This is a genomic window from Dactylosporangium cerinum, assembly GCF_042653625.1.
GTDB classification, from domain to species: Bacteria; Actinomycetota; Actinomycetes; order Mycobacteriales; family Micromonosporaceae; genus Dactylosporangium; species Dactylosporangium cerinum.
In genome coordinates this window covers 118,732-138,878 of sequence record NZ_JBHSIU010000110.1, presented here as the reverse complement: position 1 = coordinate 138,878, position 20,147 = coordinate 118,732, and the positions used below count along the sequence as shown (strand labels likewise).

At 71.3% G+C, this 20,147-nt stretch carries 15 protein-coding genes; 7 read left to right on the top strand and 8 right to left on the bottom strand.

The annotated features are described in order from the left end of the window. Positions 1-7: 7 nt before the first annotated feature. On the top strand, positions 8-1,594 hold the full coding sequence (locus ACFPIJ_RS54970) for a WYL domain-containing protein (RefSeq protein ID WP_380127557.1): 1,587 nt from the start codon (positions 8-10) through the stop codon (positions 1,592-1,594). Here ACFPIJ_RS54970 and pruA read toward each other — a convergent pair. Continuing rightward, a complete protein-coding gene (gene pruA / locus ACFPIJ_RS54965) occupies positions 1,591-3,210 on the bottom strand; it encodes an L-glutamate gamma-semialdehyde dehydrogenase (RefSeq protein WP_380127556.1) in 1,620 nt (539 codons plus the stop codon). The genes ACFPIJ_RS54970 and pruA overlap by 4 nt on opposite strands. Before the next feature lie 106 nt (positions 3,211-3,316). Here pruA and ACFPIJ_RS54960 point away from each other — a divergent pair, with 106 nt between their 5' ends. Beyond that, positions 3,317-4,168, top strand: coding sequence for a hypothetical protein (locus ACFPIJ_RS54960; RefSeq protein ID WP_380127555.1), 852 nt, complete (start codon positions 3,317-3,319; stop codon positions 4,166-4,168). Here the strand turns inward: ACFPIJ_RS54960 and ACFPIJ_RS54955 are convergent. After that, positions 4,165-4,671, bottom strand: coding sequence for a DUF6912 family protein (locus ACFPIJ_RS54955; RefSeq protein ID WP_380127554.1), 507 nt, complete (start codon positions 4,669-4,671; stop codon positions 4,165-4,167). The two genes, ACFPIJ_RS54960 and ACFPIJ_RS54955, sit on opposite strands and share 4 nt — an antisense overlap. A gap of 122 nt (positions 4,672-4,793) precedes the next feature. On the opposite strand from ACFPIJ_RS54955, the gene ACFPIJ_RS54950 reads away from it, so the two are divergent. Both ACFPIJ_RS54950 and ACFPIJ_RS54945 read left to right on the top strand, forming a co-directional pair. After that, positions 4,794-5,045, top strand: a complete 252-nt coding sequence (locus tag ACFPIJ_RS54950) for a helix-turn-helix domain-containing protein (protein WP_380127553.1) — start codon at positions 4,794-4,796, stop codon at positions 5,043-5,045. A gap of 241 nt (positions 5,046-5,286) precedes the next feature. Then, on the top strand, positions 5,287-5,829 hold the full coding sequence (locus ACFPIJ_RS54945; RefSeq protein WP_380127552.1) for an Rv3235 family protein: 543 nt from the start codon (positions 5,287-5,289) through the stop codon (positions 5,827-5,829). Positions 5,830-7,678: 1,849 nt separating this feature from the next. Here ACFPIJ_RS54945 and secA read toward each other — a convergent pair. Beyond that, positions 7,679-10,588, bottom strand: a complete 2,910-nt coding sequence (secA, locus tag ACFPIJ_RS54940; protein WP_380127551.1) for a preprotein translocase subunit SecA — start codon at positions 10,586-10,588, stop codon at positions 7,679-7,681. A gap of 171 nt (positions 10,589-10,759) precedes the next feature. On the opposite strand from secA, the gene ACFPIJ_RS54935 reads away from it, so the two are divergent. The 3 genes from ACFPIJ_RS54935 to ACFPIJ_RS54925 are packed head-to-tail and all read left to right on the top strand — an operon-like array spanning position 10,760 to position 14,080. Beyond that, positions 10,760-11,908, top strand: coding sequence for a GNAT family N-acetyltransferase (locus ACFPIJ_RS54935; RefSeq protein ID WP_380127550.1), 1,149 nt, complete (start codon positions 10,760-10,762; stop codon positions 11,906-11,908). Then, positions 11,905-12,954 carry a GNAT family N-acetyltransferase gene (locus ACFPIJ_RS54930; RefSeq protein WP_380127549.1) on the top strand — a complete coding sequence of 350 codons (1,050 nt, stop codon included), beginning with the start codon at positions 11,905-11,907 and terminating at the stop codon, positions 12,952-12,954. The genes ACFPIJ_RS54935 and ACFPIJ_RS54930 overlap by 4 nt, the downstream gene beginning before the upstream one ends. Positions 12,955-12,994: 40 nt before the next feature. Beyond that, a complete protein-coding gene (locus ACFPIJ_RS54925; protein ID WP_380127548.1) occupies positions 12,995-14,080 on the top strand; it encodes a glycerophosphodiester phosphodiesterase in 1,086 nt (361 codons plus the stop codon). 56 nt (positions 14,081-14,136) lie between these two features. On the opposite strand, the gene hpf is transcribed toward ACFPIJ_RS54925, so the two are convergent. The 5 genes from hpf to mtrA form a co-directional block, all read right to left on the bottom strand. After that, positions 14,137-14,754, bottom strand: coding sequence for a ribosome hibernation-promoting factor, HPF/YfiA family (gene hpf / locus ACFPIJ_RS54920; RefSeq protein WP_380127547.1), 618 nt, complete (start codon positions 14,752-14,754; stop codon positions 14,137-14,139). A gap of 343 nt (positions 14,755-15,097) precedes the next feature. Further along, a complete protein-coding gene (locus ACFPIJ_RS54915; protein ID WP_380127546.1) occupies positions 15,098-15,766 on the bottom strand; it encodes a ComF family protein in 669 nt (222 codons plus the stop codon). Between the two features lie 9 nt (positions 15,767-15,775). Further along, positions 15,776-17,659, bottom strand: coding sequence for an LpqB family beta-propeller domain-containing protein (locus ACFPIJ_RS54910; RefSeq protein WP_380127545.1), 1,884 nt, complete (start codon positions 17,657-17,659; stop codon positions 15,776-15,778). Continuing rightward, positions 17,656-19,332 carry an MtrAB system histidine kinase MtrB gene (gene mtrB, locus ACFPIJ_RS54905; RefSeq protein WP_380127544.1) on the bottom strand — a complete coding sequence of 559 codons (1,677 nt, stop codon included), beginning with the start codon at positions 19,330-19,332 and terminating at the stop codon, positions 17,656-17,658. Before mtrB ends, ACFPIJ_RS54910 begins: the two co-directional genes overlap by 4 nt. 20 nt (positions 19,333-19,352) lie before the next feature. Continuing rightward, complete coding sequence (gene mtrA / locus ACFPIJ_RS54900) at positions 19,353-20,042, bottom strand: MtrAB system response regulator MtrA (RefSeq protein ID WP_203845362.1); 690 nt, start codon at positions 20,040-20,042, stop codon at positions 19,353-19,355. Positions 20,043-20,147: the final 105 nt, after the last annotated feature.

Here is a 20,147-nt window from a genome sequence, read left to right as displayed (position 1 = left end):
ACGAGTCGTGACGAGAGGTGCACTGGTCGGCTGGCTGAGTCGTTTGGCACCGGACGAGTTGAGCGCCGTGCTGCGCCGCCGTCCCGACGCGCTCGGCGCGCCACCCCCCGATGACCTGGTGCAACTGGCCGCGCGGCTGTCCGCCAGGACCGGGATCGACGAGATCATCGCGACGCTGCCGCTGCCCGCCGTCCAGGTCCTCGAGGCACTGTCCGGGCCCGGCCCGGTGCCGCTGCCCGACCTCGCCGACCGGCTCGACGTCGCCGTCGACGACCCCGCCCTCGACGCGACCCTGCAGGTGCTGCTCCAGCGGGCGCTCGTCTGGCCGTCGGAGGACGACGGCGCCCTGTACTCGGCGGCGTATCTGCCGGCGCACGAGCAGGAGCCGTTCCAGCCGGTGCCGCCGTCGCCGCGGCTGCTGCCCGCCGACCGGACCGCGGTGCGCGACGCGGCGGTCCGCGCGGCGACGCTGCTGCTCGAACGGCTCCCGGTGCTGCTGGACGCGGCGGCGGCCCGCCCGCTGGGCCGGCAGCGCGCCGGTGGGGTCGCGGTGCGCGAGCAGCGCCGGCTCGCGCTCGCCTCGGGGCTGGACGAGCCGACGGTGACGCTGCTGGCGGACCTGGCGGTCGCGGCGCGGCTGCTGGGGCCGGACGGGGTCCGGCTGGTGCCGACCCTCGCCTACGACGACTGGGCCGAGCGGGCCCCCGCGGACCGGCTCGCCAGGCTGCTGAAGGAGTGGTGGTCGGGCGCCCCGCTGCGGCAGGTCGTCGTCCGGGCGATGCACGAGCTGCCACCGGACACCGCCGTGGCCGACGTGTCGTCGTTGGCGCCGCTCGTGCGGTGGACGGCCCCGCTCCAGACGCGGACGCAGGAGGATCTCGGGTCGGTCGTGATCGGGATCGTGGCCGAGGCGACCCTGCTGGGCGTGTGCGCCTCGGGCGCGCTCAGCCCGCTCGGCCGGGCCCTGGCCGACGGTCGCGGCGTGTCCGACGTGGCGCAGCGGCTGCTGCCCGCGGCGCCGGCGGCCGACGCGCTGCACGTGCGCGGGGTCGGCAGCGTCATCGTCAGCGACGACACGGCGCTGCTGGACGACGTCGTCGCCGCCGAGGGGCTCGCGCCGCTGAAGCTGCGCCGGATCGCGCCGACCGTCGCCGGGTCCGCGCTGTCGCCGGTGGACACCCTGGCCGCGTTGCGGGCCGCCGGATACCAGCCGGCCCGCGACGCCGGCCCGGGGCCCGTCCGGCTGCACCGTGCCAGGGTCGATCACCAACGCCGCCCGGCGGCGCGGTCCACCGTGGACCCGGGCGAACTGGCGGCGCGATTGCTCGTGCCCCAGCAACGGCGGCCGGACACGCTGGAGCTCATCCGGCAGCGAGCGCCGCAGCTGCGCCCGGAACAGGCCCAGCTGCTGGCGACCGCGGTGGAGGACGGCTCACCGGTGTGGATCCGATACGTCGACGCCGGTGGCCGTGCCTCCGAACGCGTCATCGACAACGCCCAGCTGTCGGGCGGCAACATCGACGCGTGGTGCCGGCTGCGCCGCGACGACCGGGCCTTCACCCTGGACAAGATCGTCGCGGTCGCACCCGCCTAACCCATGTGCGGGTACCGGTGATCGGTCGGCGGCACGAACGTCTCCTTGATCGTGCGCGGTGACGTCCAGCGCAGCAGGTTGTGCCAGGAGCCGGCCTTGTCGTTGGTGCCGGAGGCGCGCCCGCCACCGAACGGCTGCTGGCCGACGACCGCGCCGGTCGGCTTGTCGTTGACGTAGAAGTTGCCGGCGGCGAACCGCAGCGCGTGCGACGCCCGCTCGACCGCCTGCCGGTCGGTGGCGAAGATCGAACCGGTGAGCGCGTACGGCGCGACCGACTCGGCCTGCGTGACCACGGCGTCGTAGTCGGCGTCGGGGTACACGTGCACGCCGAGGATCGGCCCGAAGTACTCGGTGGTGAACACCTCGTGCGCCGGGTCGGTGGCCTCCACGACGGTCGGGCGGACGAAGAAGCCCTCGCTGTCGTCGGTCGTGCCGCCGGCGACGACGGTGCACGACGGCGAGTTCTTGATCCGGTCGAGGGCCTGGGCGTGCCGCTCGAACGCCCGCCGGTCGATCACCGCGCCGCCGAAGTTGCTGAAGTCGGTCACGTCGCCGTAGGTGAGCTCGTCGGCGGTGGTCGTGAGTTGATCCTTGATCTGCGTCCAGAGCGACCGGGGGACATACGCCCGGGACGCCGCGGAGCACTTCTGGCCCTGGTACTCGAACGCGCCGCGGATCAGCGCCGTGGTCAGCGCCGCCGGGTCCGCGGACGGGTGGGCGATCACGAAGTCCTTGCCGCCGGTCTCGCCGACGATCCGCGGGTAGGAGCGGTACTCCCGCTCCGCGACGATCCGGTTCAGCGTGCGGAACACCGCGGTCGAGCCGGTGAAGTGGATGCCGGCCAGGTCGCGGTCGGCCAGCGCGACCTCGGACGTCGCCAGCCCGTCGCCGGTGACCAGGTTGATCACGCCGGCGGGCAGGCCCGCGGCCTCGAACAGCCGCATGGTGAAGTGCGCGGCCAGCTGCTGCGTGGGCGACGGCTTCCACACCACGGTGTTGCCCATTAGGGCCGGCGCCGACGGCAGGTTGCCCGCGATCGCGGTGAAGTTGAACGGCGTGATCGCGTAGACGAACCCCTCCAGGGGCCGGTGGTCGAACCGGTTCCACACTCCCGCCGACGACTTCGGCTGCTCCGCCAGGATCTGCTGGGCGAAGTGCACGTTGAACCGCAGGAAGTCGATCAGCTCGCAGGCCGCGTCGATCTCGGCCTGGATCGCGGTCTTGCTCTGCCCGAGCATCGTGGCGGCGTTGAGCGTGTCTCGCCACGGCCCGGCGAGCAGGTCGGCGGCGCGCAGGAACACCGCGGCCCGCTCACTGAACGGCAGGTCCCGCCAGCCCGGCGCGGCCCGCTTCGCGGCCTCGACCGCGTCGGCGGCGTCGCCGGTCGTCGCGTTGTGGGTGACACCGAGCACGTGCCGGTGATTGTGCGGCTGCACGACGTCGATCGGCTCCCCGGCCGCCATCCGCTGCTTGCCGTCGATCGTCATCGTCAGCTCGAACCGCTCATCGGCCAGCTCCACCAGCCGGCGTTGCAGGCTCTCCCGCTCCGCAGACCCGGGCGCATAGCCGCGGACCGGCTCGTTGGTCGGGTCGGGCACGGCGAACAAGCCATCCATCACTGAACTCCAGATCTCTGCTCGGCAACGTTGACGAGGTTTCCTCTCATCCTCCCACGCTCCCCTGAACATCCCTTCAGGTCGCTCCCGCGTACGCTCCTTGCTCGTGAGTACCGCTACGTCCGAGGTGTCCACGTCGCGCCGGCCGATCACGGTGGTCGTCGTCGCGCTCGTGCTGCTCGCGCTGACGCTCTGGTCGACCTACAGCGTCATCGCCAACGCGGCGAGTGAGTTCCTCATCACCACCCTGGCCGCCCTCGTGCTGCCCAGCATCCTGCTCGCGACGATCCTGGCCGGCGGCGCCGCCGGGATCCTGGCCGTCGGCCTGCTGCCCTGGCGCCCGCTGCTCGCGGGGCCGGCCGGCGGCCTGGTCGTCGGGCTGCTCGCGATGGCCGGGACGCTGGTGGCGTACCACCACGGGCCGGCCGTGCCGTACGTGGCCGCGGTCGTCGCCGTCACCGGCGCGCTGGGCGGTGCGGCCGCCGCATTCCGCCCGCTGGCGGCCGTGACCGCCGGTATCGCCGGTGGGGTCGCCGCGACCGGGCTCGGCCTGGTCGCCGCCTACTTCCAGAACGACCTCGTCGACCTCTTCGGCAACCAGGAGACCGTCGGCACGATGGCCGAGGCCGCCTCCCGCCTGCAGCTGACCACGTCCGTCGTCAGCGGCGTCCTGGCCGGTGCCGTCGCCTTCGCCTACCTGCGCCGGACGGGTCTCGCACTGCCGTGGCCGGTGTACCCGGCAGCCGGCGCCGCCGCGGGAGCGCTGACCCTGGTGTCGACGCTGCTCGGCTGGCTGGGCCGGCTCCCGCTGACCGAGATCGTCGAGGACTACAGCGAGTTCGACGCGCAGATCATCTACAGCCGCCTGCCGGAGCAGATCAACCACGGCATGATCGTGCTCTTCGCCGGCGCCTTCGTCGCCATGATCCTCGTCGGCCGGACCATCCGCCGGCCTTAAGAAATCAGCTGGTCCAGCTCGGACGGGTCGTACCACTCAAGCTCGTGATCCTCGGCGCCGTCGACAGTGAACTGCGCGTCCGGGTCGCCGGCGGCGGCCTCCTCCACGACGTCCGCGGCGGCCGACACCTCCGGCTCGGCGTCGCGGCCGTCGACGTGGATCGCGGCGACCGCCCGCAGCGGCACCTTCCCCGACACCTCGACCTGGCTCGACCCGAGGTCCAGCCCGGCCATCTTCAGCGACTTCTCCGGCAGGTCCACGCACAGCACCACCCGGCGGCGGGGCGCCTTCGGGTCGTGCCGCAGGAGCCGCAGCGCGCTCTGCGCAGCCCGCGTGAACGCGACGTACTCGAGCTCCTCCTCGTCGCCTTCCGCATACCACTCCCGCAGCGCGGGCGTGACGGCGTGCGCCTCTCCCGGCGGGGGCAGCTCGCCGCTCTCCCGCAGGACGGCCAGCTGGGCGATGGTCGCGGGCAGGTACACACGCGTGAGGTCACTCGTCACGACACCTGTCCTACACCTTCGGCCGCGGTTTTGGTTCCGCTTTCGGCGCGTGTCACGGTCCGCGTTTCCTTCGGGGGTGCCGTCGCAACCTGTCGGGGGCGAACGATGGCAAACTGAGCGTCATGGAGCCGCGATTCCTGCTCATGGCCGACGTCGCCGAGCAGTTGAACGTGTCGACCTCGCAGGTCTACCACATGGTCCGCAGCGGCGAACTGCCGGCGATCAAGGTCGGCGGGCGGGGTCAGTGGCGCATCGAGCGCTCCAAACTCGAGGAGTACATCTCGCGCAAGTACGCCGAGACCGCCGAGTGGGTGCGCACCAACCCGCTTGTCGAGCGCGCCGACGACGCCGACGACGCCGGCTCGCTCGCGTAAAGCTCCAAGTCCACTTTTTCCACCATTTTTCACACTCTTTGGCTCTTGTTGATCTTGCGTTTGCCTACGTTTGCCTTGACTGGCTTCCGGGTGGGTCTTAGAAAGAAGGAGGTAAACGAAAGCAAACGCAAGGATCGGGGGAACAGTCATGGCGCCCACCACGACTCCGGCTCGCCCGCGCCGCCGCGCTCCGGGACGGGGCAGCACCCGGGGGCCCGCAGCCTCGACCACCGCCGTCCTGGTGCGACCCGCACCACCGCTGGACCCGCCGTGCGAGGAGACCCTGGTCCGCCGTCCATCCCAGCCGGCGGGCGGCATGGACTTCCTCCCCGGCGACTGGCTGGCGTTCCCAGGCCCCGCGCAGGTCCCGTCCTCCCGCCCCAGACGCGCGACCCCACCCCCCGACGGTCCCGCCCAGCCACCTCCGCACGCCGCCGCCCAACGCTTCGTCGGCATGTGCGTCGAGATCCTCAACGGCTACCGCCCGGCCGCCCACCTGCGCCGCGTCACCCACCCGAAGCACTGCTCCGCCGTCACCGACCAGCTGATCCGCCGCACCGTCCGGGTCCGCATGCCCCCGTCCCACGCCGCTCGCCAGGGCCACCTGGTTCGCGTCCGCCGCATGCTCGTCAACGAGCCATTGCCCGGGGTCGCCGAGCTCGTCGCCGTCCTCGAGCAGGGCCCCGCCGTCTGGGCGATGGCGGTCCGCCTGGAGCGCACCGCCCGCCCCAGCTCCAGCCCCGGTCCGCCCACCTGGCTGTGCACCTTGGTCCAGGTGGTCTGAAGCTCCGGTGCGCCCACCGAGGGAGGGCGGCGGGCGCACCGGTCTCAACCCCACTCCTGAGCCACCGTCCCGATTCGGGGCAGGACGGCGGCTCACCACCATCCAGCCCTTCGTCCGGCTGGCCACCTGACAGCGGGGACCCCCACCGGCAAACCTCGCGGGCCGGAGGGTCCCCGCTGCTCAGCGGCGGCGCCGGCAAGGGCCGACCAAAGCCCCCGGTGCGCCCTCTGGAGGGGCGGCGGGCGTACCGGGCTTCCACTCCCAAACCCGCGGGGTCAGGTGATCGACCGGAGGCCGTGGCCGCCCGTCCTCCGGTCGGCCGCCCAGCGACGCCGCCGCCGACCGGCGTCCGTCCGCCACCGACATACGGGGTGCCCCGTGGGCGACTCCGCGGAGACCTCGGATGGCGGAGCTCGCCATCCGAGGCACGGGTAGTTCCACGGCCAGCGATCAACCCCGACCGCTCGCCCTGATCACGGACCTTCACCAGGCCCGAGGCGCCCCTGACGTCCGTGATCACGAGAGTGCACGGCAGCAAGGGATCAAGGGATGCGGCCGATCATGAGCGCCGGGGCGACTGTCGCCAAGCGCCGGCAACCGTCCGAGGAGGTTGCCGCTCCCCCAGCAGCAACGCCGCCGCTCGGCGACGCGCCCACCCCGGCGTTCCACCACTCCCGCCCGCAACTCGGGGCCAGCTTCGGACCCGTGATCGAAGGCCGCGCCCGGCCACCACCGCGACCCGATCCATCCTTCTGTCCCGCCCGCAAGATCCCCGCCCCCACCACAGATCTCCGCCCCCACCCCGCCGACGCCGGCCACCGATCACGGGCGCCGGTCACCGATCTCCGGTGACGGGTCGCCGGTAACGGGTCACAGGTCGCCGATCACGGTCGCCGCGTCACACTCCCCAGCGCCGCAGCGACGACGCCGTGAACTCATGATCGAAGCCGCCAGGTGGCCGCCCCGGCAGCCAGACTCGACCTTCGATCACGGACACAAGATTCCCTCGCCACCGATCGTGTCCGCTGAGGTGGCGTACGGCCCCGTGCTTCCTGAAGGACTTGCTTCGGTCGCGCCGCCGTCCCGGGCGGCCGCTCCGTGACTTCGATCTGTGCGGGGTCTTGTCCAATGGATGGTGGTGCGTCAAGCGGAAGGATTTCCGGGGTCAGGTGGCCGGGGATCCTTCCGGTTGTGGGGAATCCGGCCACGCCCCGCTTCCCCGACGCGCGTTCCGGCGCTGCCGAGGTCCGGATCAGCCTCCCCGCCCGCGTGTTCCGCGCCGAGAGTGGATCTTCCTGGTGATCGAAGTCGCGGGCTGGCTGTTCGCACAGCCCGTGCACGACTTCGATCACGACCGCCCGCACGACCGCCCAACGCACGACCGCCCGACGCCTGACCGACCGACGCACGACCGCGCGGCAGGCGACGGACGTCGCGAGCGGTTCGTTCATGATCCGAGGCGCCACCCGGCCGCTCGTACACCACGACAGCGAACGCGACCTCGCCGCTTGCCACCCCGCTCGGTCGCCACTCCGCCAGCCGCTGGCTGCTGCGTGACACATGTCGGCGCTGCCGCGACGATGCCGTGAACCGTGATCGACGCCGTCAGGTGGCCGTCCGGGCGGCCAGACTCGGCCTTCGATTGCTCACGGGACGGTCGATAGAGCCCTTCACAGATCGAAGTCGTCCCCGGGGGTGGTCAGGCCGCGACTTCGAACACGGCGGGCGGCGGGCTTGAACGTTGGTCGACGGTCGCCTGCGGCGGGCCGGACGGCAGGGGCGGGGAAAAGCCGGACGCCCAGTCCCCCGGCGGAAAACCGAGAGGCTGGGCGTCCAGGAGTGGAACGGGTCACGCGCCGCCGGGGGCGCCGTGGCAGCGCTTGTACTTCTTGCCGGAGCCGCACGGGCACGGGGCGTTGCGGGACGGGCCGTTGCTGGCGACCGCCTGGCCCGGGGAGGGCTTGCGGGCGGCCGACGGGGCGGCCGGGCCCGAGCGGCGGACGCCGGTGCCCGGGGACGGCGGGGTGGCACGGGTGCCCGTGCCGGTGCCGCCGAGGCCGAGGGCCGGGGCCTCCTCCTGCTGCTCGATGACGACACCGGCCTCACCGTCGATCGTCGGAGCGGAGTACTGCAGGGCGCGGGGCATCCGGTTGCCGCCGAGGCCCTTGGCACGGATCTCGACGTGCGGCTCGGGCAGCGGGACGCTGGCGCCGGTCTCGGCGGCGGAGGCGACGTCCAGCTGCGGCGCGGGGGCCTCCTCGACCTGGACCTCCAGGTTGAAGAGGAAGCCGACGGCCTCTTCCTTGATGCCTTCCTGCATCTGCTGGAACATGTCGAAGCCCTCGCGCTGATACTCGACCACCGGGTCGCGTTGCGCGTAGGCCCGCAGCGTGATGCCTTCCTGCAGGTAGTCCATCTCGTAGAGGTGCTCGCGCCACTTGCGGTCGATGACGTTGAGCAGGACCTGGCGCTCCAGCTCGCGGACGGCCTCGGCGCCGAGCTCCTCCTCGCGGCGGTCGTAGGCGGCGTGGGCGTCGTCGATGAGCTGGTTCTTGAGGAACTCGGGGTCCAGGGAGCCGCCGGCCTCCTCTTCGAGGTCCTCGATGGTGACGCCGACCGGGTAGAGCTGCTTGAGGTTGGTCCACAGCTGCTCGAGGTCCCAGTCCTCGGCGGTCTCGCCGAGGGAGGTGGCGGCCGTGACGTAGTCGCCGACGGTGCCGTCGATCATGTTGCGGACCTGCTCGCTGAGGTCCTCGCCGTCCAGGACGCGCTTGCGCTCGGCGTAGATGACCTTGCGCTGCTTGTTGAGGACCTCGTCGTACTTGAGGACGTTCTTGCGGATCTCGGCGTTCTGGGCCTCGATCTGGGTCTGGGCGCTCTTGATCTGGCGGGTGACCATCTTGGACTCGATGGGCACGTCCTCCGGGATGTTGAAGCGGTCCATGACCGCCTCGACCGCGCTGGCCCGGAAGCGGCGCATCAGCTCGTCCTGCAGGGACAGGTAGAACCGGGACTCGCCCGGGTCACCCTGACGACCGGAGCGGCCGCGGAGCTGGTTGTCGATACGGCGGGACTCGTGCCGCTCGGTGCCCAGGACGTAGAGGCCGCCGGCGTCGGTGACCTCGTCGGACTCGTCCTCGACGAGTTTCTCCCAGCGGGGCAGGGCGTCGGAGAAGGCGGCCTCGTACTCGTCCGGGGTCTCCTCCTCGGACAGTCCGCGCTGGCGCAGCTCGGCGGCGGCGAGGTATTCGGCGTTGCCGCCGAGGAGGATGTCGGTGCCACGACCGGCCATGTTGGTGGCGACGGTGACGGCGCCCTTGCGGCCGGCCTGCGCGATGATCTCGGCCTCTTTGGCGTGGAACTTCGCGTTGAGGACCGCGTGGGCGACGCCGCGCTTGCGCAGCAGCTGCGACAGCAGCTCGGACTTCTCCACGGAGACGGTGCCGACGAGGATCGGCTGGCCGAGGGCGTGCCGCTCGACGATGTCGTCGACGACGGCGTTGTACTTCGCCTTCTCCGACTTGTAGATCACGTCTGGGTGGTCGACCCGGACCATGGAGCGGTGGGTCGGGATGCTGATGACGCCGACGCCGTAGACCTTGTTGAACTCGGCGGCCTCGGTCTGGGCGGTGCCCGTCATGCCCGACAGCTTTGAGTACAGGCGGAAGAAGTTCTGCAGGGTGATCGAGGCGAGGGTCTGGTTCTCCTGCTTGATCTCGACGCCCTCTTTGGCCTCGATGGCCTGGTGCATGCCCTCGTTGTAGCGGCGGCCGTGCAGGATGCGGCCGGTGAACTCGTCGACGATGAGGACCTCGCCGTCGTTGACGACGTAGTCCTTGTCGCGCTTGTAGAGCTCCTTGGCCTTGATGGCGTTGTTCAGGTAGCCGACGAGCGGGGTGTTCACCGACTCATACAGGTTGTCGATGCCCAGCTGGTCCTCGACCTTGCCGACACCACGCTCGGTGACGGAGATGGTGCGCTTGGACTCGTCGACCTCGTAGTCACCCTCGCCGTCCTTGCCGCGCTTCATGCGGCCGACCACGCGGGAGAACTCCTGATACCACCGCGCGGACTGCTCGGCGGGGCCCGCGATGATCAGCGGGGTGCGGGCCTCGTCGATGAGGATCGAGTCGACCTCGTCGACGATCGCGAAGTTGTGGCCCCGCTGCACGAGCTCGTCGCGCGACCACGCCATGTTGTCGCGCAGGTAGTCGAAGCCGAACTCGTTGTTGGTGCCATACGTGATGTCGCAGTCATACGCGGTGCGGTGCGCCGAGGACGGCTGGTTGGGCAGCACCGTGCCGACCGTGAGGCCGAGGAACCGGTGCACGCGGCCCATCCACTCGGCGTCGCGCTGGGCGAGGTAGTCGTTGGTGGTGATGACGTGCACACCCTTGCCCGAGAGCGCATTGAGATAGGCGGGGAGCACGCAGGTGAGCGTCTTGCCCTCACCGGTCTTCATCTCGGCGATGTTGCCGTAGTGCAGGGCGGCGCCGCCCATGACCTGCACGTCGTAGTGGCGCTGTCCGAGCACCCGCGACGCGGCCTCGCGGGCTACCGCGAACGCCTCGGGCAGGATGTCGTCCAGCGTCTGACCGTCGGCGAGCCGTTCCCTGAACTGGTTCGTCATGTCGGCCAGCTCTTCGTCGGACAGGTCGGCGTACTCCTCCTCCAGCGAGTTGACGGCTTCAGCGACAGCCTTCAACCGCCGCACCTGGCGACCTTCGCCGGCGCGGAGGATCTTCTCGAAAATCGACACGGGTCAGCGCTCCCTCAAACGTCTGCGACCCATCGTAGGCGGCTTCTCCGCCGAACTGCCGCCCCCGCCCGCCTACTCTACGGACACCGATAAACAAATGAGTACAAATCGCCCGACGGTACCGAAGAATATCCGCCGACAGCAGACACATTTGGGGCAGGATCGGCGGTCATGGAGCCGATCGAACTGACCACCGGCGACGGGCTCGTCCTGCGCGCCTGGCAGGAGGACGACGCCGAAGACGTCTTCCGCGCCTGCCAGGATCCCCTGATTCAGCGCTGGACCATGGTCCCGGTGCCCTACCTGCGCGAACACGCTGCCGGCTACGTGCGGGAGATGTCGCGGGCCGCGTGGGCCACCCAGACCTCCGCCCCGTTGGGGGTGTTCGACGCCCGCACGGGTGAACTGCTCGCCTCCGCCGGCCTGGTCACCCTCGACCTGCCCAACAAGCAGGCCGAGCTGGGCACCTGGGTGGCGCCGTGGGCCCGCGGCCGGCGGGTCGCCGAGCGGGCCGGGCGGGCCGTCGCGCACTGGGCGTTCGAGGTGCTCGGGCTCACCAAACTGGTCTGGCGCGCCGAGGTCGGCAACCACGCCTCGAAGCTCAGCGCCGAGCGGATCGGTTTCACGTTCGACGGCGTCGTGCGCGCGCTGCTGCAGGCCAAGGAGGGTGGCTTCGTCGACGGCTGGCACGGGGTACTGCTCCCCGGCGAGGTCTGCGACACGCCGCCGCCGTGGGTAGCGCCCGGCGGTCCCGGCTCGCTGCGCGCCCACACGTTCGGCCATCCCCCGACCCGCCTGCCCGCCGGGCCCGGCACCCTGCGGCTGGCCCGCGACGGCGACCTGGACGACCTGGTGGAGACGTTCCGCGACCCGGAGACCGTCCAGTGGACGTCGGTACCGCTGGACTACGGCCCCGAGCAGGCCCTCGATTTCATCCACAACCGGTATCCGAGCGGCTGGCTGCGCGGCACCGGCGTCGGCTTCGTGCTGGCGGACCCCGACGACCGGTTCGCCGGCACCATCGACCTGCGGTTCAACCCTCTCGACCCGGTGAGCGCCGAGCTGGGCTTCTCCTCGGCGCCATGGATCCGGGGCAAGGGGTTCATGACCGAGGCGGCCCGGGCGATCTGTGGCTTCGGGTTCGACCGGCTCGGGCTGGGCCGGATCGTCTGGCGGGCGCACGTGGGCAACATCGGATCGAGACGGGTGGCGGAGAAGGTGGGGTTCGTGGTCGAAGGAGTCCAGCGCGACAGCTGCGAGCAACGCGGCATACGGCTCGACGGCTGGATCGCCACATTGCTGCGGCAGGACCTCAAATGACCGTCGCGCTCAGGCACTGGCGGGACGACGACGCCGACGCGGTCGCCGAGGCGTGCGGCGACCCGGTCATCGCCCGCTACCTGCCGTTCCTGCCGCAGCCGTACACCAGGGACGACGCCCTGGCCTTCTTCCGGGCCAAGCCCGGGGACTTCGCGGTCGTCGACCCGCAGACCGACCGCGTCCTGGGTGCCATCGGCTCGACCCCGCGCGGCGACGGCACCGTCGAGGTCGGCTACTGGGTCGCGCCGCACGCCCGCCGCCAGGGGGTCGCCTCGGCCGCGCTGGAGCGGTTCAGCACCATGCTGTTCGAGTCCGGGCTGCGGCGGGTGTACCTGGTGACGGCGCTGACCAACGGTGCCAGCCAGCGGGTCGCGGTGGCCGGTGGGTTCCTCCGTGAGGGCATCGCGCGCGCCTCGAGCCGGACCCGGGACGGCGGCTGGCAGGACATGGTCGTGTGGGCCCGGACCGCGGGTGATCCACCCGGCCCGAGCGCCAGGGTGCTGCCGGACCTGCCAGGCGGCCGGCTGACCGACGGCGTCGTCACACTCCAGGCGATCGTCGAGGAGGACGGGCTCAACACGTACCAGATGCGCAGCCTCCCGGACGTCAGCGGCAGGTCGGTCGCCAGCGCGCCGATGGACCCCGCGGTCGTCACGCGCCAGTGCGCCGAGTCGGTGTCGAAGTGGCTCGCCGGGCAGCGCGCCGAGATGACCATCCGCGACGCGACCGGCGCCTACCTCGGCGAGATCGCGTTGTTCTACTCGGAGCCGGCCCTGCGCGAGGCGATGATCGGCTACAGCCTCACCCCACCGGCGCGCGGCAAGGGGTACGCGGCCCGCGCCGCGCGACTGGTCACCGGCTGGGGTTTCGAGATCGGCATGGCGAGGATGATCGCGGGCACCGCAACGGACAACATCGCGTCGATGCGGGTCCTCGAGGCGGCCGGCTATCACCGCGAGGGTCTGCAGCTCGCCCGGCTGCCGGGGCCGGACGGCACCCGGATCGACAACGTCCAGTTCGCCAAGCTGCGCCCGGCGGCAACCTAGCCGTCACGTGGCGTTGCCGCGCGCCCGCGACAGTCGGGGCATGCGTCGACGTGCAGTGATCTCCGGTATGGGAGTGGCCGCCGGGGCCGCGGTCCTCCCACAGACCCTCGTCAGCCCGGCAGCGGCCCACACCACCAAGCCCCCGCGCCCGGCCCGGCCGCTCGTCATCGGGCACCGCGGCGCGAGCGGGCACCGGCCCGAACACACCCTGGCCTCGTACCGCCTGGCGATCGCCCTGGGCGCGGACTTCATCGAGCCCGACCTCGTCCCGACGAAGGACGGCCAGCTGGTCGCCCGGCACGAGAACGAGATCTCGGGCACCACCGACGTGGCGTCGAAGCCGCAGTTCGCCGCGCGCCGCACCACGAAGACCATCGACGGGGTCAGCGTCACCGGCTGGTTCACCGAGGACTTCACCCTCGCCGAGCTCAAGACGCTGCGCGCGGTCGAGCGGCTGCCCGCCGTCCGGACGCACAACACGATCTACGACGGGCTGTTCGAGATCCCGACCCTGCAGGAGGTCATCGACCTGGCCCGGTCCGCCGGGGTCGGCATCTACCCGGAGACGAAGCACCCCACGTACTTCACGTCCATCGGGCTGGCGCTGGAGCCGCTGCTCGCCCGGATCCTCAAGCGCAACGGGCTGGCCGGTCGCAACGCGCACGTGTTCCTGCAGTCCTTCGAGCCGACCAGCATCAGGAAGCTGCGCGGCCTGGTGGACACCCCTTCGGTGGTGCTGCTCGACGCGGTCGGCTCGCCGTTCGACTTCCGCAGCAGCGGCGACCCGCGCACCTGGGCGGACCTGGCCAAGCCGGCCGGGCTGGACTGGCTGAAGACGTTCACGAACGGGGTGGGCGCGACGAAGAACCTGGTCATCGCCCGCGACGCGGCCGGCAACCTGCTCCAGCCGACCCCGCTGATCGGTGACGCCCACGCGCGCGGCCTGAAGGTGCACGCCTGGACGTTCCGCAACGAGAACCAGTTCCTGCCGCTGAACCTGCGCAAGGGCACCGACCCCAACGCGTGGGGCGACGTGATCGGCGAGGTCAGGACCTTCCTCGCAGCCGGGCTCGACGGCGTCTTCGCCGACTACCCGGACACCGCGGTCCTGGCCCGCGACCTGTAAACCGTCGGAGGTTGCGTATCGGCGGGCCGGTTCGCGCCGGCCCGCCGATACGGCGCTCACATGCCGAGGCTCATGACCCCGTAGTCATAGGCCTTGCGCCGGTAGACGACGCTGGGCCGGCCCGACTCCTTGTCGTTGAACAGGTAGAAGTCGTGGCCGAGCAGCTCCATGTGGAACAGCGCGTCGTCCACGGTCATCGGCTCGCCGGGGTGTTCCTTCTCCCGGACGATGTGCCACGGCTGGTCATCCTGCTCCTCGACCAGCTCGAAGGCTTCCACCTCGGTGAGCGTGGCGACGCCGACCGGGGCCGGCTGGGTGAACGCCAGCGACGCGGTCGCCTCGGCGACCGAGACCGGCGCGTGCCGTCCCCGGTGGACGCGCCGCCGATCGGCGGCCCGGCTCAACCTGCTGTCCAGCTTGGCGATCGCGGCGTCCAGCGCGCTGTAGAAGTCGGCGGCGCAGGCCTCGGCCCGGATCACCGGCCCCCGGGAGACACACGTGATCTCCACCCGCTGACAGTGATCGGATTGGCGCGGATTGCGCTCGTGAAACAACTCGACGTCGACGCGGATGAGCTTGTGGTCGTATCGCTCGACCTTCTGCAGCTTGTCTGCGACGTGCTGCCGGTAATGGTCGGGCACCTCGACGTTGCGGCCCTTGACGACGATGTCCACTCCTGGCCTCCCCCACGGGTCTATCAAAAAATCGGGTTTGGGTTCGGGATTGTTGTCCGGACTGCTCGGCCGGATCGCGCCTCCCCAGAGGCTTGAGCCCACGCGGCACGCGACCGAAACGGATGGGGCAGATTCCTCCCTTCCGAACCGGCGCCTCGCGAACGCCGCAACGGTCGTCGGTCGGCTCATCGGTCAGCTCGTCTCTCGACGTTAAACCGAGGACAGCCACTAGTCACCCCCGGTTCACAAGAACTCTCCATTCAACTTCTGAAACCCTCCTGCCGGATTACCCCGAGTGGCGCACGAAGTAACGTTCCGCACAAAGTGGCAGGAAGGGTGTGTTCTACGCAGCACGCTGCGTAGCGGCCAGAACGGCGACCCGGTCGACGCGGACGCCGGCGGCGGCGAGGCGGGCGGCGGACGCCGCGAGGGTCGATCCGGTGGTGATGATGTCGTCGACGAGGACCACGGCGCCCCGGACCACCGGCCGCCGGTCCCGCACCGCGAACGCGTGCCGGGCGGCCACGGCCCGGTCGGCGGCGGACAGCTCGGCCGAGTCCTCGCGCTTCGGCACCGCCCGGAGCAGGCCCGCGACGCGGGCGTCGACGCCCCGCCGCCGCAGCACCCCGGCCGCGTCCTGCGCGAGGCGGTCGATGTGGTCGCCGAAGCGCCGCCGGGCCGCGGCAGCCGTGGCGGGCACCGGGACGATCGTCACCGGGCGCCCGGGCGCGGCGACGGACACCACCCTGGCCAGGAGGCCGCCGAGGACCGGGGTCAGCTCGTGCCGGTTGCGCTCCTTGTACTGGATGAGCATCCGCCGCAGCGAACCGGCGTACGCGGCCAGCGCGAAGGCCGGTGGGAGCCCCGGCGGCGCGGGCACCGGCCGGGTGCGGCCCGGATGGACGGCGGCGAGGGCCGCGCGGCAGGGGTCACACAGCGGCCCGGTCGCCGGCTCGTCGCAGCCCGCACAGGTGGCGGGCAGCACCAGGTCGAGGAGGTCGGCGAGGAACACGGCACCCGCTCAGTCCGCGTAGAACGGTGACAGCGCCCGCTTCGGCTGCTGACCCGCGGAGGTTGTCGGTGACGGGCCGGCGTTCGTCAGGTTGATCTCCTGGGTCTCGCTGGCATACACGACCCGCGCCGTCTGGTTCGCCTCGAACAGGACCAGCACCTGCAACGAATCGGTCGGGTCGTTGGTCCGCGCCGAGAGCTGGGTGACGGTGTAGCCGCCGGTGACGTTCGGCTTGAGCAGCGGCAGCGGCGTCTCGCCAGTGCCGTCGATGCTGGTCGAGATCAGCGAGTAGCTCCCGGCGGTGTATGGGCCGTTGGCCGGGTTCGCCCGGCCACCGATGGCGAGCGTGGTCTCCGTGATCCACCCGATGGCCTGGTTGTCGCCGAGGGAGTTGGCCACCAGGCGCTGCTCGCCGCCGAGGCTCAGCCTGCCGTTCTCGAACCGCAGCGCCGCGACCATGGCCTTGTTGCCGACGATGAGCGCGATCCGCCGGCCGTCGGGCGCCACCGAGAACGCCGAGACGTTGGTGAGCACCGTCTCGTTGGGCCCGGGCACGACCTCGGCCTTGACCGGGTCGCCGGCCTTCGCCGGCGGCGTGACCGCCCAGAGCCGGGAGCCGTCGGCGACCAGGAACCGCGGCTCCGGACGCTTGATCCAGGCCGGCCGGCTCAGCGCGGCGGCGGCGGGGATCTCGTTCACGACGACGTACTTCGGCTCGGCCCTCGGGTCGGTGACGCTGACCCACAGCTGCTGCTTGTTGTTGGGGGCCTTGCGGACCAGCGCCGCCCTCGTGTGATCGCGGTCGATCGTGGCCGAGACGACCGCCGTGTTGAGCGGGCCGGGGGCGAACAGTTCGGGCGGGCCGCCGGCGGGCATGTCGACCGGCCGGACCACCTCGTTCTCGACGACGAACTTCTCCTGATCGATGTCGCCGACGGCGGCGTTGTCGTCCTCGAAGCCGTCGGAGACGTTCATGGTGTCCTTGGCGTTCTCGAAGGACAGCTCCACGGGTGGATGGTCCATCAGCGACCAGCGGATCTGCCTCGACAGCTTGCGCAGTTCCTCCGGGCTCTTGCCGGCCGCCTTCGAGCTGAGGTTCACCGTGACCCTCTTGTCGGGCCCCACGGTCGGGTCGGCCTTCGTCTCGATGTCGGGCGACACGGTGGTCACGGCTGTGGCCAGCCACAACGAAGGGCCCGTCGTGAGCCACCGCATGACCTCGCTGACCCGCTTCGACGCCGGCAGCACCAGCGGCATGTACCGCAGGTCGGGCACCAGTTGCGGCGCCTCGACGTCCTTCTCCCAGAAATAGATGGGCTGCGGCTGGTACCACTCCTTGAGCCCCTCCACGCTGAGCAGCATGTACGGGGGCACCTTGCTGAGCCTCAGCTGGCCGTTGACCAGCTCGCCCTCGAACACCTCCGACCAGGTCTCCTTCTCGACCTGCGCCTCCCCGAGGCGGCCGAAACGGTCGAACTGGCCGACCGCGGTGAACGTGGCCGTGAGGCTGCTCTTGTCGGAGCCCGCCACGTTCTCGACCTTGTCGAAGGCCACCTGGACCACGATCAGGGGCAGCTGCGGCCGGGGCGGCCACTGCGCGGCGGCCTGCTCGCTCATGAACGTCTTCATGCGCGTCTGGGTCTCGGAGATCGCGTTGGGATCGTCGGTGCTGGTGACGTTGCCGGCGACGGACGTCATGAGATACCGCGACACCAGGTCCGTCAGGCTGCTGGCGCCGTCCGGCCGGGGCGGGTCCTGGGCGCGGTCCTGGGCCGGCTTCGGGTCCACCGCCGGGCCGACGTACTTCGGGTTGGTGCGGTCGGGCAGCCCGCAGCCCGCCAGCAGCAGGACGGTCACGGCCAGGGCCGCGGTGAGACGGCGGAGCCGGGTCACGGCGTCTCCCCGATCAGCGCGGCCTCGTCGGCGCGGGCGTCGTCGGGCACCAGGCGCAGCGGCGAGGAGACCAGGCGGTCGCCGGAGCGCACCGGCAGCGTCAGGCGGAACTGGGCGCCCTTGCCGGGCGCGCCCCACGCCTCCAGCCAGCCGCCGTGCAGCCGGGCGTCCTCCAGGCTGATCGACAGGCCGAGGCCGGTGCCGCCGGTCTGCCGGGCCCGGGACGGGTCGGCCCGCCAGAAACGGTTGAACACGAGCTTCTCCTCGCCGGTCTTCAGCCCGACCCCGTGGTCGCGCACCGTCACCGCCACGGCGGCGTCGTCGATGGCGAGGGTCATCACCACCGGCTTGCCCTCGCCGTGCTCGATGGCGTTGCCGAGCAGGTTGCGCAGCACCCGCTCCACGCGCCGCGGGTCCACCTCGGCGATCGCCCCGTCCTGCGGGGTCTCGACGCTCAACGGTACGCCGCAGCGCTCGGCGAGCGACTCGAGCCGCTCGGCGACCCGGCGCACGACCGGCGCGAGGTCGGTGGGCTCGGCGTCCAGGGCCGCGAACCCGGCGTCGAACCGGCTGATCTCCAGCAGATCGGTCAGCAGGTCCTCGAACCGGTCCAGCTCGGCCTGCAGCAGCTCGGCGCTGCGGGCGGCGGCCGGGTCGAAGTCGTCGCGGGAGGCGAACAGCAGGTCCGCCGCCATCCGTACCGTCGTCAACGGGGTGCGCAGCTCGTGCGACACGTCGGAAGTGAAGCGGCGTTGCAGCCGTGACATCTCCTCCAGCCGGACGATCTGCCGCTGGAGGTTGGCCGCCATCTGGTTGAACGCGGCGGCGAGCCGGGCCAGGTCGTCCTCGCCCTTGACCTGCATGCGCTGGTCGAGCAGACCGGCGGAGAGGCGCTGCGCGGTGCGGGCCGCGACCCGGACCGGTTTGACCACCAGCCGGGTCATGGTCGCCGCGATCAGTGCGAGCAGCGCGACCAGCGCGACGCCGGTCGCCGTCACGACCAGGGCGACGAACTCGACCAGGTCGTTCTCGGCCTTCAAGGGCAGCAGGTAGTACAGCTCCAGCGGCTCGCCGCCGGTGGCGATCGGGGTCCCCACGACGAGGAAACGGGTCGGTCCCGCACCGACGTCGAGGGTCGCGATCTGCTGGTAGGTGCCGGGCCGGTCGCCGACGACCAGCCCGCGGAGCTCGCGCATCGACGGCTCCTGCATCACGTTCGCCGCGCTGGTGTCCGGCGAGGCGGTCGCGAGCGACGGGCTGTGCCCCAGGAGGACCACCTCGGAGTCGGGCACGTCCATCGAGCTGGACAGGTCCGTCGCGACGACCCGCATCTTGCCGGGCAGCCCCGGATCGTCGGCCTGGGTGTAGCCGTCCAGCTGGCGCGCGGCCTGCCCGGCGCCGCGCTGGATCCGCTCCTTGGACGCCTTCTCCTGGGTGTTCAGCACGCCGTCGCTGATCAGCGACGCGACCGTGAAGCCGAACGCCGACACCAGGATCGCCGAGAGCAGCAGCGTGATGCCCACGACCCGGAACTGCAGCGACCGGCGCCACTGCCGGCGGGCGGCGGCGTAGAAGCGCCGCAGCCGCCGGCTGGCCGTCTGCGGGATCAGCCGTCTCGGCCGGAAGCGGCTGAAGCGGCGGACCTGCACGATGATCGGGTCGATGCGTACCACGGGTGGGACCTGTCTGGGACTCAGCCTGTGCCGGCCTTGTAGCCGACGCCACGGACGGTGAGGATGATCTCCGGCTTCTCCGGGTCCGGCTCGATCTTGGCGCGCAGCCGCTGGACGTGCACGTTGACCAGGCGGGTGTCGGCGGCGTGCCGGTAGCCCCAGACCTGCTCGAGCAGCACCTCACGGGTGAACACCTGGCGCGGCTTGCGGGCCAGGGCCACCAGCAGGTCGAACTCGAGGGGGGTCAGCTTGACCTCCTCGCCGTCGCGCATCACGGTGTGCGCGGGCACGTCTATGGTGATCTGGTTGCCGGGCGGACCGATGGTCAGCATCTCCGGCGCGACGTCCTCACCGCGGCGCAGCCGGGCCCGCATGCGCGCGACCAGCTCCTTCGGCTTGAACGGCTTCATGACGTAGTCGTCGGCGCCGGACTCGAGCCCGAGCACGACGTCGACCGTGTCGCTCTTGGCGGTGAGCATCACGATCGGCACGCCGGACTCGGCGCGGATGGACCGGCACACGTCGATGCCGCTCATCCCCGGCAGCATCAGGTCGAGCAGGACGATGTCGGGCCGGCTGTCCCGGAACGCACCGAGGGCACGCTCGCCGTCCGCGACGAAGGAGGGGAGGAAGCCTTCGCTGCGCAGGACGATGCCGAGCATCTCGGCAAGGGCGGGGTCGTCGTCGACCACCAGGACTCGGGCTCTCATGCGGTCCAATATTTCACCTCGACGCCCGAAGATGGGAACCCGATGCCCGATCTTGGTGACTTTCCGGCTTTGCGGTAGGGCGGACAGCCCAGTTCGCGCCTTCCG

Bases quoted from the DNA above. Each gene is read 5' to 3' on its own strand.
- pruA (WP_380127556.1), bottom strand. From the start codon at position 3,210: ATGGATGGCTTGTTCGCCGTGCCCGACCCGACCAACGAGCCGGTCCGC.
- ACFPIJ_RS54950 (WP_380127553.1), top strand. From the start codon at position 4,794: ATGGAGCCGCGATTCCTGCTCATGGCCGACGTCGCCGAGCAGTTGAAC.
- ACFPIJ_RS54935 (WP_380127550.1), top strand. From the start codon at position 10,760: ATGGAGCCGATCGAACTGACCACCGGCGACGGGCTCGTCCTGCGCGCC.
- ACFPIJ_RS54930 (WP_380127549.1), top strand. From the start codon at position 11,905: ATGACCGTCGCGCTCAGGCACTGGCGGGACGACGACGCCGACGCGGTC.
- ACFPIJ_RS54925 (WP_380127548.1), top strand. From the start codon at position 12,995: ATGCGTCGACGTGCAGTGATCTCCGGTATGGGAGTGGCCGCCGGGGCC.
- mtrA (WP_203845362.1), bottom strand. From the start codon at position 20,042: ATGAGAGCCCGAGTCCTGGTGGTCGACGACGACCCCGCCCTTGCCGAG.